The following is a 13,595-nucleotide window of genomic DNA, read 5'->3' as shown; positions in this document are numbered from 1 at the left end:
GAAACTCCGGAGGAACTCATGGGAATGCTCGACGGGAAGGTCGCCCTCGTCACCGGCGGCGCGCGGGGCATGGGCGCCTCCCATGTCCGGCTGTTCCTCCAGGAAGGCGCGCAGGTCGTCTTCGGCGACGTCCTGGAGGACGAGGGCAAGGCGCTGGCCGAGGAGACCGGCGCCGTGTTCGTCCGCCACGACGTGACCCGGCCGGAGGAGTGGGCCCACGCGGTCGCGGTCACCACCGAGACCTACGGCAAGCTGAACGTGCTGGTGAACAATGCCGGGATCATCAAGTTCCGCCGGATCGCCGACATGACCGTCGAGGAGTACGAGCGGGTCCTGGACGTGAACCTCAAGGGCACCTGGCTCGGCGTCAAGTCGGTGATCGAGCCCATGAAGGCCGCAGGGCGCGGGTCGATCGTCAACATCTCGTCGGTCGAGGGCTTCATCGGCGCCGAGGGGATGTCGGCGTACGCGGCCTCGAAGTTCGGCGTGCGCGGCGTGACCAAGGCGGCCGCGCGCGAGCTGGCCGGGATGAAGATCCGCGTCAACTCCGTGCACCCCGGGGCGATCAACACCGACATGGCACTGGACCCGGAGATCATGGCGGAGGTCGACGGCGAGGCGTTCATGCGGGCCATGGTGATCAAGCGGTTCGCCAAGCCGGTCGAGGTCTCGCACGTGGTGGCGTTCCTGGCCTCCGATCGCTCCAGCTACTGCACCGGCAGTGAGTTCACCGTCGACGGCGGCATGCTCACCGGCGCCGGTTACTGACCCCGCGCCCCCGGGACGGGCCGGCCGCAGGTGAACCAGATGGACTTGCCGGCTCCCCCCGGCGCGGGCTCGACGCCCCACCCGAGGGTGAGCGCGGTGACGATGCGCAGGCCGCGCCCGTGCTCGGTCTCGGCGCCGGTGGCGCGCATCCTCGGCCACCCCGCGCCGCCGTCGGCCACCGAACCGGTCAACAGCCCCTGGTCGGCGCGCAGGACGACGTGGATGGGGGGACCGCCGTGCAAAATGGCGTTCCCCAGCAACTCGGTGACGACGACCATCACGTCGTCGATCAGGTGGTGCATGTCCCACTCGGTGAGCGCCTCCCGGACCAGCGCACGGCACTTCGCCGTGACGCTCGGGTCGGCGGGCAGCTCCCAGCGGGCCTCACATGGGCAGGTCGGGACGCTGGTCATCACGTGATCTCCCTGGCCTTTCGCATAGGCGTGCCTCGGCCTCGTGGCGGCCCCGCGCCGGAACGGCGGGACCCAGGTGACAGGGGCCGGACCTTTACCTTCCGGTGGGCGGCGTCCGTGCCAACAGGCGCTTTGACGGGGTCCGTCTGTAGGCCCCGCCGCCGGATCCGCCGGTGAGGCGGGCGGGTGTGACAGAAACCGGCGGTCCGGCCGCCGATTCCTGGCAACCCTCCGTAGCGGCTTGATTGTTCTGGCTACTCTCGGTGTCGGCGATACGCATCCACGGGGGTCGGAGGGTACGCGATGCCACGTAAGCCACGCAGCCTCAAAGAAGAGATGGACCGCCTCACCGCCGAGCTTCGCGAGCGGGGGTCGACGTGGGCCGAGGTCGCGCAGGAGTACCAGAGGCGCTATCGGCTGAACGCCCGCCAGGCGTTCCGTGAGGCGCACCGCTACACGCAGGACCGGGTGGTGGACGAGTGGAAGGCGCTGTGGCCTTCCGAGCCGTTCAGCGTCCGCAAGCTCGGCTCGTGGGAGGCGTGGCCGACCGCGACGGGCAACGAGCCGCCGGTCGCCGGGCTCAACCGGCTGGCCCGTGTCTATGGGTGCCGGGCGTCCGACCTCATCGACGGCGAGGACCACACGCAGCGTGACCAGAACGCGACTGTCGCCCGCGGGCGGGATATCCCGCCCCCGTCCGCCGCCGTTAGCCTCACATTTAGCGACATTAAGGGCATCCTGCCCGTTCAGCCGCTCCCCGGGCCGATGTCTCCAGGAGAACTGCGTGATCGGGAGTTCGAGCAACTCGTCCACGCCTTGACGGATTGGGCAACGCAGATGAATCGACGTGACGTTCTCGCCCTGATCGGAGCGGCCGCCACCTCCGCCTACGCCTCACCGCAGCTCGACCGGCTGGACGCCGACGAGACGCAGCGCCTGAGCATGGCGGCGGCCGATCCGAGCCGGGTCGACGACGCGACGGTGGGCCACATCGCGGCGGTGCTCCAGCACTGCATGCGCCAGGAGGACGCGCTCGGCCCGCAGGCGACGGTCGACACGGTGCTGGCCCAGCACCGCCTCGTCGTCTCCCTGCTCTCCTCGGGGGTGCCCGAGCAGATGCGGTCGAAGTTACTGTCCCTGCTGGCCGACATCCGCCGGTGCAACGCGTGGATGCTGTTCAACCTGAACGACTTCCGCGGCGCCGACCACTACTACTCGCAGGCGCGGAACGCGGCCCACCAGGCCGACGACGACGCGATGTGCAGCATGGTGCTGGCCAACTGGAGCCAGCTCGCCACCTGGCGTGGCGATCCGCGCCTCGGTGTCGAGCACGCCCTCGGCGCCCTGGCGTGGGGCCAGCGGGCGGGCAGCAGGCTGCTGACGGCCTACGCCTGCGACGTCGGCGCCCGCGCCTACGCCGCCGTGGTGAAACGGTCGGCCAAGAGCGAGCGCCGCAAGGACCACACGCGCTGCTTCCGCTCGGTGGACCAGGCCCGCAAGGACCTGAACGAGGCCGACGCGGGCGACCCGGGCGCCCGGCTCGTCCCCTTCTACGGCGAGGGGCAGTACCTGTCGACCAAGACCGGCTGCCTGCTGGACACCGGCGACCCGGCCCGCGCGCTCCAGGTGGCCGCCACGGCGGCGGCCGGCATCGACCCCGCCTTCGTGCGGAACGTCGCCTACATCCGCCTGAAGACGGCGCAGGCCCACCTCCAGCTCCGTGACATCGAGGCGGCGTGCGAGGAACTCGGCGAGGCGGCGCGCCTGGCCGGGCAGAACACCTCGCCGCGCCTGGCCCGTTCGGTGGTGGAGACGCGTGAGAAGCTCAGTCCCTGGCACCGCACCCGCAGCGTGGCCGCGCTGGACGAGCGCCTGCACGCCGCCCGGCTCACCGCCTGAGAGGGCGGTGGGGAAAGGCGCGCGCGATGCTCAGCGCGACGACGCAGACGATGACGGCGTCGGCGGCCAGCGGGGCGACCCACGGGCGGTAGGTCTCGGCGATCCACTGCGTCAGCGCGGTGGGCGCCAGGACGCTCGCCGCCCCCGGCAGGTAGATGAGGCCGGTCACCACACCCCGCAGGACCAGCGGCCCGTCCAGGCGGCTCGCCGGCATGAGGGCCAGCAGGGGGAACAGCAGCGCGTCATACCAGGGGTGCTGCACGGGTGAGGTGAGCAGCCAGCACAGGCACCACGCCAGCGCCGGGCGCACGGCCGGCAGGTCGTCCGGTCCCGGCGGCAGGCCACGGCAGAGCAGCAGGCCGATGAGCAGGGCGGCGCCGAGCGCCAGCCGCCCCTCCAGCGCGGAGGGCCCGACGCCCAGGCCGAGCGCGTCGGTGATGACGCGCCACGGGTCGGCCAGCGAGTGGGAACCGATCTTGCCGGCCAGGTTCCCGAGCGCCTCGGGGCCCTGCGTCGCGTACATGGCGACCAGGGCGGCGAAGGTGCCCATGAGCATGGCCAGCAGGGGGGCGGCCGACCGGCGGGCCGCCCACACCAGGCCTGTCCCGGCCAGGATGAACGGCGCCTTGACGGCGGCCGCCGCGCCCAGCAGCGCGCCGGCCGCCAGGCCCGCGAGGACGCCGCGCCGGCGCAGGACGAGCAGGGCCGCGAGCAGCGGCACCACGCCGAGGCCGTCGACGTGCCCGCCGAGCACCATGTGCCACAGCATCAGCGGGTTGAGGCTCCACAGCAGGTGGACGCGGGCCCGCCTGCCGGGGTCCCGCCCGGCCAGCCGGTCGAGCGCGAGCGCCGCCAGCAGGAACGCCGCCCCGGCCATCAGCTTCAGAGCCAGGACGGTGGCCGCCATCGAACCGCCGCCGATCCGCGCGGCGGCCAGTTGCGCCCAGGTGGCCAGCGGCCCGTACACCGAGGGTGTGTTACGCCAGGCCAGGGGGGCCAGACGGCCCACCGGGTCCCGCAGTTCGTGCAGCCAGGCCGGGGCGGTCACGTACGGGTCCTGGCCGAGGGCGGCGATGCGGCCGTAGATCGCGTAGTTGAGCACGTCGGTGGAGCCGGCGGGCGGCACGAGCGCCAGGGCGAGCACGGCGGCAACCGTGCCGGTGAGCAGGACCGCCCGCGACGGGCGCCAGCCCCGGCGCAGCGCGTACAGCGCGGCGGCCACGCCGAGCCCGGCGGCGATGACGGCCGACCAGCAGAGCATGATCACCAGCGGGTCGGCCGGGCGGGCGTGGAAGGACCAGGGCGGGCCGCCGCCGCCGAGGTCCGGCACCGCGGCCGACGGGCCGAGGAGGGCGACGGCCAGCATGAGCGCGAGGGAGACGCCGATCGTGACGAGCCCCGCGCGCCCGGCGAGCCGCTCCCTCGGTCGGATGGTGGCGGGGTGCACGCGGACGACGACCTCACGATGAAAGCCGCCGGGGCAGCGATGGCTTGGTGTGCTATTAGCGAGATGCTTACCTTAAGTGAAGATCGACGGGGATGGTGTGCTCTTCGGCATGGTCCAGCGCGGTGCGGAGAAGCGATATCATCGGGATCGCCCTGATCCGACTCACCGGCCGTATCAGGCATTTCCGGCCGCCGTCATGAGGCGCTTCCTCAGCGCGCGGTTAACTCCGGTAAGCGCGCGGTTAAATCACCCGCACTTTCCCTCCTCCGGCGCGGCGGACGCTTTATCATCGACCGGAAAGCCCGTCAGCGTATCCGAATCGTTATAAAAACGGACTCGCCCGCCAAGGGAGTAAATTTCGGAATGCCGCCGGATTCCCGGCCGTTCACCGGCATGCCCGGATCATCACCGGCGGAATGGACGAACTTTCCAGTGATTTTACGGTGAAATCGGCAGCGGCCCGCTGGACGGCGCGGGATCCGGCGGGGTCGCCCCCGAGCCCGAACGGCTCTTCCGCCGGAAGGGCGGCCTCGGGATGCCGACCGTGAGGAACGCCTCGGCCTGGAGCGCCGAGATGCCGATGCGCGGCAGGTCGCGGGCCGTCGGGTACACCAGGAACCTCGGCTCCCAGAAGGGCCGGAACTTGGCGTTGAACTTGTACAGCGACTCGATCTGGAACCAGCGCGACAGGAACACCAGCAGCCCGCGCCAGGCCCGCAGCACCGGCCCCGCGCCGAGCCGCTCCCCCCGGGCGAGCGCCGAACGGAACATGGCGAAGTTCAGCGAGACCCTGGTCAGGCCCATGGCGGGCGCGGCCTGCAGCGCCTTGACGATCAACAGCTCGTTGAGCCCGGGGTCGGCGTCGCGGTCGCGGCGCATGAGGTCGAGCGAGATCCCGTTGGTGCCCCAGGGGACGAAGTGCAGGACCGCCCGGATGTCGCCGCCGGCCGAGGCACCGGCCTCGTCGGGCGCCTTGTGGGCGGTGACGACCACGCACTCGTCGTCGGCGGGGTCGCCGAAGCGGCCGAGCGCCATGGAGAATCCTCGCTCGGTCTCGGTGCCGCGCCAGGAATCTGCGGCGGTGCGGATCTGCTCCTTCTCCTCGGCGCTGAGGTCTCGCACCCGGCGGACCAGGCATTTGTACCCGGCGCGCTCGGTGCGGTTCACCATCTGGCGGACGTTGCGCATGGCGCGGCCCTCCAGGGTGAAGTCGGCGACCTCGACGATCGCCTCGTCGCCGATCTCCAGGGCCGAGAGCCCCGCCTCGCGGGTCCAGATCTCGCCCCCCGCCTCGCTGCACCCGATGACGGCGGGGACCCAGGCGTGCCGCGTGACCTCCTCCATGAAGCGCCTGATCGCGCCGGGCCAGGCCTCGATGTCGCCGATCGGGTCGCCGCTCGCCAGCATCACCCCGCCCACGACGCGGTAGGCGATCACGGCCTTGCCGGACGGGGAGAAGATCACGCTCTTGTCGCGCCGCAGCGCGAAGTAGCCCAGGGAGTCCAGCGCGCCGTGCCGGGCGAGCAGGCCGCGCACCCGTTCCTCGTCGTCGCCGCTGAGCGCGGAGACCGGGCGTTCCGGGCGGAGCGCGAGGTACAGCGTCGTGATCGCGGTGAGCGCGCCGAGCGCGGCGAGCGAGTAGTACACCAGGTCGGCGGTGCGGTCGAGAGAGTATTGGACCGGGCCTTCCATGCCGACCAGCCCGAGCAGCACGTGCTGGAGCCGGTCGAGCGTGGACGGCTCGCCGACGATGGTCGTCGGCTGCACGCTGACGATCAGCCAGCCGATGACGATGTCGAGGACGCCGAGCGCGAGGAAGTTCCACAGCGCGCGCCAGCGCGATCGGGGGTCGGACAGGGCGTGGAACTCACGGCGGTTGACCAGGAGGACGATGAACAACACCAGGCTGATGACGGCGGTGGCGGAGTGGCGCCAGCGCACGACCTCCACCAGGGCGCCCAGCGGCAGCAGCACGACCACCGCGCGCCAGGCCCGCACCTTCCTGCGGTGCAGCGCGTGGGCGAGCATGATCAGCAACACGCCGACGATCAGCGAGGCCGCCGCGGCGAGCGTGGTGACGGTGCCCGGCAGGACGCCCGCGATGGCGCTGACCCGGCTCCGCCGGAAATGCGGGACCACTCCCCTGACGATGTCGAGTATTCCGACGGCGAGCGCGGCGTATCCGGCCGCCGCCGGCACCCATGAGCGCGACGCCAGCACGCGCGTAAGGCGTGTTCGATCCCTCACGTAAGGACACACTAGAGCGTGGGGTCCGTGCGCCGGAGGTCTCCGAAGTGATACATCCCTACTCTGGCCTTATATCGAATGAGTAACTTTTGCCAGGCACCAGCCTAAAAGATGCTGGGAGTGGGACCAAGACCGGGGGAGCGTTATTTTGGGACTCACGACGACAAAGCTTGAGGTTCTGGTGAGCCTGCTCGCGCTGGCGGGCCTTGTCACGTCGGTCTGGTGGATATGGCCGAGGCTCAGCGCCCGCACATGGCCCGCCGTCGCGGGACGTGTGGGCGTTCTGGTGGGAAATCAGATTCTCACCCTTTCCGCCCTGGCGCTCCTTATGAACAACTATTTCGGGTTTTATGGAAGCTGGAGCGACCTTTTCGGGACGGACGTCGGCACCGCCGCCCCCATCGTCGCCGACGCCGACCCCGGCGGGACCGGCCCCGGCCTGCACCCGTCCTCGGGCGTGCAGATCATCAGCAGCGCGCACGTGCCGCTGATCACCACCAGGAAGGGCGGCTCCGGGGGGAAGCTGGAACAGGTCGTCATCTCCGGCGCGTCCTCGGGCCTGAGCTCGCCCGCGTACGTCTACCTGCCCCCGCAGTACTTCGAGAAGCGGTACGCCCACACGCGCTTCCCGGCCATCGTGGCGCTGACCGGCTATCCCGGCGACGCCCGCAACCTGGTCACCCGGATGAACATCCCGACGATCGCCGCCAAGGCGATCGACCGGGACGACATGGCGCCCACGATCCTGGTGCTCATGCGGCCCACCGTCGCGCCGCCCCGCGACACCGAGTGCATGGACGTGCCCGGCGGGCCGCAGGTGGAGACGTACTTCACCAAGGACCTGCGCGAGTCGATGGCGGGCGCGTTCCGTGTCGGGACCGAGGCGGCCAACTGGGGGGTCCTCGGCGGGTCCACCGGCGGCTTCTGCGCGCTGAAGATGAGCATGCGCCACCCCGAGGCGTTCTCCTCGGCGGTCTCCCTGTCGGGGTACTACCAGGCGCCGGTGGACGCCACGACCGGCGACCTGTTCGCCGGCGACGCCCGGCTGAAGAACGAGAACGACCTGATGTGGCGGCTGGCCAACCTGCCCCATCCGCCGATCTCGGTGCTGGTGACCAGCAGCAGGCAGGGCGAGTCCAACTACCGGACGACGCTGGCGTTCCTGGACGCGGTGAAGCCGCCGATGGAGGCGTCCTCGCTGATCCTGCCGAGCGGCGGGCACAACTTCAACACCTGGAACCGCGAGATCCCCGAGGCCCTGCCGTGGCTGGCGCAGCAGCTCCACATGCCGCTCGACGTGCCGCCCGCCGCCACGCCCAAGATCGTCCCGTCCCCGTCGTCCTGACCGGCGCTCGGTTCACAGGCGCCGGTGCGGGGGGTCAGGCGTTGACCGAGCCCTCCACGGGCCCGTCGCCGTTCAGCCACCGCGAGGGCGTGATGAACAGGCCGGTGGCCTCGACCAGGGTCGTGCCCTCCGGTGAGGCGATCGTGCCCTGCACCCACGTCTTGCGCCCCTCCGCGCGCGACACCGCCGAGCGGGCGACCAGCGGCTCGCCGTAGGGGACCGGCCGCCGGTACTTGATGGTCAGCGTGCCCGTGACGCCCGCACGGCCCGACACCGCGACGGCGTCCCCGAGCATGTGGTCGAGGATCATGGCGCTGACGCCGCCGTGCACCGAGGCGGGCGGGCCCTCGTGGACGGGCCGGAAGGCGATCTCGGCCCTGGAGCCCTCCTCGGCGGTCCTGTCCATGACGAGCGGGAGCGCGTGGGGGTTGCAGCCGCCGGTGACGGCGTTGCCAAGATTGCGGAAGCGGCCGTCGGGCCCTATCTCGTGCGGCAGCGGGGACGGGCGGCGCGCGGTCAGCAGGCGGTCGGTCAGCGCCCCCACCTCGGCGGTCACCGCCTTCAGCTCCTCCTCGCCCACGTCCGTCAGCACGACCGCGTCGACGAGGTCCCGCACCTGCTGGGCCAGTAAGGCGAGCGCCGTGAGACGGTTTTCGTCACCGGACTCCTGGGGCGTCACGAGATCGGGCATCATGCCCAGGAGTCTAGGGGAGGCCCCGAACGCCGTTCGAACCGCCCGTTACGTCAAGTTTTGGGCAAGAAATCCCATTCGAGGAATGGCCCTCCGGAAGCCCGTCCGGAACATGAACCCCCGTGGAACACGGGGTTTCCGGCGCGTGACACGTCCCGACAAGCCGGGTGAGGGTCAAGTCAGCACTCTTTTGACCTGCGCTTTTCCTGGCTAACGTCCTCCTCCACAGCCGTAACTGACGTGCCCCAGCGTTAGCAGCCACAAGTGGAAGGTCCCTCACTTCCTATGTCGCCAGAACTTCAGCAGATCATCGCTTTACTCAAGTCCCAGCTCGGCTACAGCGAGCAGGTGAACGGTTACACCAAGTTCGGCCACTGGTACGGCCGCACGGTCGAGTTCGACGCCGACTACTCGGCGCAGCCCTGGTGCGACATGTTCCTGTCCTGGGCGGCGCACGACCTCGGGTACGAGAAGTGGTTCGGCCAGTTCGCCTACACCGTCGACCACGCCAAGTGGTTCATCCACCACGACGCCTGGGGCACCACCCCCGAGCCGGGCGCGGTGGTCTTCTACGACTGGAGCGGCTCCGGCGCCGTCGACGAGATCGACCACGTCGGCATGGTGCTCTCGGTGGACGGCGACACGATCCACACCATCGAGGGGAACGTCGACGGCGAGCACGTCAGGGAGAAGGTCCGCGACCAGAGCGCCGTCGTCGGCTACGGCTACCCCGACAAGATCAAGGAGAAGATGGCCGACGTCCCCCTGGAGGCGAAGGGCGAGCCCTCCGTCCCCAACCGGGGCGTCGAGATCGGCGCCGCCCCCGCCGCGCCGGCCACCGACGCCCCCGCGATCAGCCTCACGGCGGCGGAGTCCCCCCTGCCGACCACCGCCACGATGAGCGTGCCCGCCGCCGGCGTCACCGCACTCGGACCCCAGCAGCCGATCGCGGGCGCCGGGACCGTGGCCATCCCCCTGCTGATCGCCGCGCTGGTCCTGATCGCGTACGTGAAGGTCCTGCGGACCTCGATCGTCCTGGCCCGCGTCGCCGCGCGTCCCGGCCGTCAGCGCCCCGCGTCCCGGCCGTCGAGGCCGTACCGGTCGGCGAAGCCGGTGAGCGCACGTACCGCGTCGCGGCCCCGGGCCCAGGGGCGGACGATCATACGGTCGACGCCGAGCGCCTCCCACGCCCCGGCCTCCTCAGGGGACTCCAGCGCGTAGGCGTGCGCGGTGACGGAGAACGGCTCGCGCGAGCCGTGCGCCTCGCGCAGCGCGGCGAGCCGGTCGAGCAGAGGCCGGACGGACTCCAGCGTGTGCGGCATGCTGATCCACCCGTCGCACAGGCGCGCCGCCCGGCGCAGCGCCGCCGGCGACTCCCCGCCGGCGAGGATGGGCAGCCGCTCCTGGACCGGCTTGGGCTCGAAGGCCACCTCGGGGAAGGAGAAGAACCGGCCGTCGTGCGCCACGGCGGGCTCCGACCACAGCCGCCTGGTCACCTCGATGGCCTCGTCCAGCCGGGGCCCGCGCGTCGCGAAGTCCTGGCCCGAGGCCGCCCACTCCCCCGGGTACCAGCCCGCGCCGACGCCGCAGATCGCCCGGCCGCCCGACACGACGTCGAGGGTGGCGAACGCACGGGCCGAGACGAACGGGTGCCGCAGGGCGTACAGGTGCACGGCCGTGCCGAGCCGAACCCGGGAGGTCAGGGCGGCCAGCCAGCACAGGTACGCGGGCGCGTCGAACAGCGGCGTCGTCGGTGAGATGCCCGGCCTGTCGGTGCCGGGGTAGATCGCGAGCGACAGGTCGGTGGTGAAGACCAGGTGCTCGGGCAGCCAGACGGACTCGAACCCCAGCTCGTCGGCGGCGACGGCCACGTCCTTCCACGCCGCCGGGTGCAGCAGCCCGAGGGGCACGCCGAACCTCACGGCCACCTCCGCAGCTCGGGGGTGCCGAGGATGGCCGACCTGAGCCGCGCGCGGTGCAGCCCGGTGTCCCCGTAGGCGGACGCGAGCGACCAGACGCGGGCCAGCCACAGCCGCAGGTCCAGCTCGTCGGTGTACCCGATGGCCCCGTGGACCTGGAGCGCGACCCGGGCCGCCCGGTCGGCCGCCTCGCCGGCGGCCGCCTTGGCCGCGCTGACGTCACGGTCGGCCGAGGGCAGGTCCCGGTCGATGGCGAACGCCGCCGCGTACACCAGGGGCGCGGCGAAGTCGACCCCGATGGCGACGTCGGCGAGCTGGTGCTTGACCGCCTGGAAGGTGCCGACGGCCGTGCCGAACTGCCTGCGCGTCCTCGCGTACTCCACCGTCGTCTCCAGCAGGTGCCTGGCCAGGCCGATGAGCTGCGCCGCGACCGCGACCGTCACCCCGCGCAGCGCGGCCGGTCCGGCGTGCGGCAGCCGGGTGCGGGGGGCGGGGTCGAAGGCGACCGCGAACAGCCTGCGCACCGGGTCGACGCCGGGCTGCGGCGTGAGGCGGACGGCGCCGGCGGGCACCGCGTACGGCTCGCCGTCCTCCTCCAGGATCAGCAGGTCGGCGAGGTCGGCGTCCGGGACGTAGACCTGGTCGCCGAGCCGCACGCTCACCCGGGTCGTACCGGCCGCGATCCCGCGCAGGGCCGAGGCCGCCGGGGCCGTACCGGCGGCGAGCAGGACCGGCGCGGCGGCGACGGTCTCGGCGACCGGCCCGGGGAGCGCCGCCCTGCCGGTCTCCTCGAAGGCCAGGATCGCGTCGGTCATCCCGAGCCCCAGCCCGTCGTGGCGTTCGGGGACGAGCATCGCGAACAGCCCGGCCTTGGCGAGCTGGGACCAGGCCGGGGTGCGGTCGCCGTCCCGGCCCGCGTCCCGTACGGCACGCGGGGGGCAGTGGGCCCGCAGCACGCTCCTGACGGTCGCGGCGAGCGCGAGCTGGTCGTCGTTGAAGGCGAAGTTCATCGCGGCAGCCCGAGGACGCGCTCGGCGATGATGTTGCGCTGGATCTCGTTGGTGCCCGCGTAGATCGGGCCCGCGAGGGAGAACAGGAAGCCGTCCAGCCACCGCCCGCCGTCCGCCGAGTCGGGGGCGCCGCCCGACAGCAGCCCGCGCTGGCCGAGCAGTTGCAGGGCCAGGGTGTGCATGCGCACGTCCAGCTCCGACCAGAAGACCTTCCCCATGCTGGACGCCGAGCCGATCTCCTCCCCGGCCGACAGCCTGCGGGCGATGCCGAAGGTGTGCAGCCGGTAGGCCTCGGCGTCGAGCCAGGCGCGCGCGACCTGGTCGGCCAGCACGGGATCGGTGCCAGGGCCGCGCGCCAGCCGCACCAGGCGGTCGGCGGTGGCGAGGAACCGGCCGGGGCTGCGGAGCGTGAGGCCACGCTCTGAGGAGGTGGTGGCCATGGCGATGCGCCAGCCCTCGCCGGGCGCGCCGAGTACCTGGTCGTCGGGGACGAAGACGCCGTCGAAGTACAGCTCGGCGAACCCGTGCTCGCCGTCGAGCTGGGCGATGGGCCGGACGGCGACGTCGGCGAGGGGGAACATGAAGTACGAGAGCCCCCGGTGCCGGGCGGAGCCGGGGTCGGAACGGAACAGCCCGAACCCCCAGTCCGCGTAGCTGGCGCGTGAGCTCCAGGTCTTCTGCCCGTACAGGCGCCAGCCTCCGTCGGCGCGTTCGGCGCGGGCCCGTAAGGAGGCGAGGTCGCTGCCGGCCTCGGGCTCGGACCACGCCTGCGCCCAGATGTCGTCGGCGCGGGCCATCCTGCCGAGGAAACGGTCCCGCTGGGCGGCGGTGCCGGCCGAGAACAGGGTGGGCGCGAGCAGGAAGATGCCGTTCTGGCCGACCCTGCCGGGCGCGCCCGCGGCCCAGTACTCCTCCTCGAAGATCAGCCACTCGACCAGGGAGGCGTCCCGCCCGCCGTACTCGCGGGGCCAGCTCACGACCGAGTACCGTTCCTCGGCGAGGAGGCGTTCCCATTCGCGGTGCGCCTCGAAGCCCTTGGCGGTGTCCATGGAGGGGAGGGGGGTCTCCGGCACGTGCGCCGCGAGCCATCCGCGCGCCTCGGCGCGGAACTCCTGCTCGGCCCGCGTGAAGTCGAGATCCACATGCCCTCCGTAGCTCGGCTTAACCAAACTAGCGCACGCTTGGTTCGCATGCCAGGGCGCGATGGCCACCGAGCCGCTCACGAGCGGCGCTACCGGACGTGGATGCCGTTCTCCAGGGTGCGGACGACGGCCGAGGCGACCTCGTGCCGGGACAGCAGCCCCTTGCCGGCCGCCTCGCAGCCGGTGTACACCAGCGCCCACAGCACCTGCTCGATCCAGGCGGGGACCGCCTCGGGGTCGAACACGCCCTCGGCCTGGCCGCGCCTGATGAGCTCGATCACCGGGCTCGCGGCGGGCTCAGGCGCGGCCTTGCGCCCCTCGAGGGTGCGCGGGTCGCCGAACAGGAACAGCAGCCGGTCGCCGGCGCCGACCAGCGCCGCGACCAGCCGTCGCATCGCCGCGAGCGGCGGCCCCTGGCCGGGCTCTGCGTCCTGGACCGACCGCTCCACGACCCGGAACGAGTCACCGATGACCGCCTCGACCAGTTCCTCGCGGTCGGCGAAGTAGCGGTGCAGCGTGCTGCGCCCGACGCCCGCGGCCCCGGCGATGTCGGCCAGCGTCGCCGTGCGGTCGCGGCCCAGCACCGAGACGGCCGCCTCCACGATGGCGCGGCGGGTCCGGCCACGGGTCCCGGACTCGGGTACGGCAGCGCTGGTCACGCCCGTAACGTATCCCAGAACAGGGCACCGGCGAACCTGGATGGCACAGCCGTGT

General features: G+C 72.0%; 11 protein-coding genes and 1 pseudogene. 4 read left to right on the top strand and 8 right to left on the bottom strand.

Translation table 11 applies throughout. The annotated features are described in order from the left end of the window. Positions 1-18 precede the first annotated feature (18 nt). Positions 19-768, top strand: a complete 750-nt coding sequence (locus NYZ98_RS07450) for a glucose 1-dehydrogenase (RefSeq protein ID WP_262841806.1) — start codon at positions 19-21, stop codon at positions 766-768. Here the strand turns inward: NYZ98_RS07450 and NYZ98_RS07445 are convergent. Beyond that, a complete protein-coding gene (locus tag NYZ98_RS07445) occupies positions 762-1,181 on the bottom strand; it encodes an ATP-binding protein (RefSeq protein WP_262841805.1) in 420 nt (139 codons plus the stop codon). The two genes, NYZ98_RS07450 and NYZ98_RS07445, sit on opposite strands and share 7 nt — an antisense overlap. A 303-nt stretch (positions 1,182-1,484) precedes the next feature. Between NYZ98_RS07445 and NYZ98_RS07440 the strand changes: the two genes are divergently transcribed. Beyond that, on the top strand, positions 1,485-3,080 hold the full coding sequence (locus NYZ98_RS07440) for a hypothetical protein (protein ID WP_262841804.1): 1,596 nt from the start codon (positions 1,485-1,487) through the stop codon (positions 3,078-3,080). On the opposite strand, the gene mptB is transcribed toward NYZ98_RS07440, so the two are convergent. Beyond that, positions 3,070-4,527, bottom strand: coding sequence for a polyprenol phosphomannose-dependent alpha 1,6 mannosyltransferase MptB (mptB, locus tag NYZ98_RS07435; protein ID WP_262841803.1), 1,458 nt, complete (start codon positions 4,525-4,527; stop codon positions 3,070-3,072). The two genes, NYZ98_RS07440 and mptB, sit on opposite strands and share 11 nt — an antisense overlap. Positions 4,528-4,965: 438 nt before the next feature. Then, positions 4,966-6,774, bottom strand: coding sequence for a phosphatidylglycerol lysyltransferase domain-containing protein (locus NYZ98_RS07430; RefSeq protein WP_262841802.1), 1,809 nt, complete (start codon positions 6,772-6,774; stop codon positions 4,966-4,968). A 328-nt stretch (positions 6,775-7,102) separates the two neighbouring features. Between NYZ98_RS07430 and NYZ98_RS07425 the strand changes: the two genes are divergently transcribed. Further along, the gene (locus NYZ98_RS07425) at positions 7,103-8,119 is read left to right on the top strand and encodes an alpha/beta hydrolase (RefSeq protein ID WP_262841801.1); all 1,017 of its coding nucleotides are present in this window, start codon (positions 7,103-7,105) and stop codon (positions 8,117-8,119) included. A gap of 34 nt (positions 8,120-8,153) precedes the next feature. Here NYZ98_RS07425 and NYZ98_RS07420 read toward each other — a convergent pair whose 3' ends face one another. Beyond that, positions 8,154-8,813 (bottom strand): PaaI family thioesterase, encoded by a 660-nt coding sequence (locus NYZ98_RS07420; RefSeq protein WP_262841800.1) that lies wholly within the window; start codon positions 8,811-8,813, stop codon positions 8,154-8,156. Between the two features lie 282 nt (positions 8,814-9,095). On the opposite strand from NYZ98_RS07420, the pseudogene NYZ98_RS07415 reads away from it, so the two are divergent. Further along, positions 9,096-9,464 (top strand): annotated as a pseudogene (locus NYZ98_RS07415) (CHAP domain-containing protein); the annotation flags it as partial. 410 nt (positions 9,465-9,874) lie between these two features. Here the strand turns inward: NYZ98_RS07415 and NYZ98_RS07410 are convergent. The 4 genes from NYZ98_RS07410 to NYZ98_RS07395 all read right to left on the bottom strand — a co-directional run bounded on the left by NYZ98_RS07410 (position 9,875) and on the right by NYZ98_RS07395 (position 13,540). Further along, positions 9,875-10,732: a TIGR03619 family F420-dependent LLM class oxidoreductase gene (locus tag NYZ98_RS07410; protein ID WP_262841799.1), complete on the bottom strand. Its 858-nt coding sequence runs from the start codon at positions 10,730-10,732 to the stop codon at positions 9,875-9,877. After that, entirely contained in the window at positions 10,729-11,739 is a 1,011-nt protein-coding gene (locus NYZ98_RS07405) for an acyl-CoA dehydrogenase family protein (RefSeq protein WP_262841798.1), read from the bottom strand. The genes NYZ98_RS07410 and NYZ98_RS07405 overlap by 4 nt, the downstream gene beginning before the upstream one ends. Next, a complete protein-coding gene (locus tag NYZ98_RS07400) occupies positions 11,736-12,881 on the bottom strand; it encodes an acyl-CoA dehydrogenase family protein (protein WP_262841797.1) in 1,146 nt (381 codons plus the stop codon). Before NYZ98_RS07400 ends, NYZ98_RS07405 begins: the two co-directional genes overlap by 4 nt. A gap of 89 nt (positions 12,882-12,970) precedes the next feature. Continuing rightward, complete coding sequence (locus NYZ98_RS07395; RefSeq protein WP_262841796.1) at positions 12,971-13,540, bottom strand: TetR/AcrR family transcriptional regulator; 570 nt, start codon at positions 13,538-13,540, stop codon at positions 12,971-12,973. Between the last annotated feature and the right edge of the window lie 55 nt (positions 13,541-13,595).

The organism is Sphaerisporangium corydalis (assembly GCF_025506355.1).
GTDB classification, from domain to species: Bacteria; Actinomycetota; Actinomycetes; order Streptosporangiales; family Streptosporangiaceae; genus Sphaerisporangium; species Sphaerisporangium corydalis.
This window is presented reverse-complemented; position numbering and strand designations above follow the sequence as displayed.

What these genes read in the sequence shown, in the direction of transcription:
- NYZ98_RS07450 (WP_262841806.1), top strand. Translation starts at nt 19, where the DNA reads ATGGGAATGCTCGACGGGAAGGTCGCCCTCGTCACCGGCGGCGCGCGG.
- NYZ98_RS07445 (WP_262841805.1), bottom strand. Translation starts at nt 1,181, where the DNA reads ATGACCAGCGTCCCGACCTGCCCATGTGAGGCCCGCTGGGAGCTGCCC.
- NYZ98_RS07440 (WP_262841804.1), top strand. Translation starts at nt 1,485, where the DNA reads ATGCCACGTAAGCCACGCAGCCTCAAAGAAGAGATGGACCGCCTCACC.
- NYZ98_RS07425 (WP_262841801.1), top strand. Translation starts at nt 7,103, where the DNA reads ATGAACAACTATTTCGGGTTTTATGGAAGCTGGAGCGACCTTTTCGGG.
- NYZ98_RS07420 (WP_262841800.1), bottom strand. Translation starts at nt 8,813, where the DNA reads ATGATGCCCGATCTCGTGACGCCCCAGGAGTCCGGTGACGAAAACCGT.
- NYZ98_RS07405 (WP_262841798.1), bottom strand. Translation starts at nt 11,739, where the DNA reads ATGAACTTCGCCTTCAACGACGACCAGCTCGCGCTCGCCGCGACCGTC.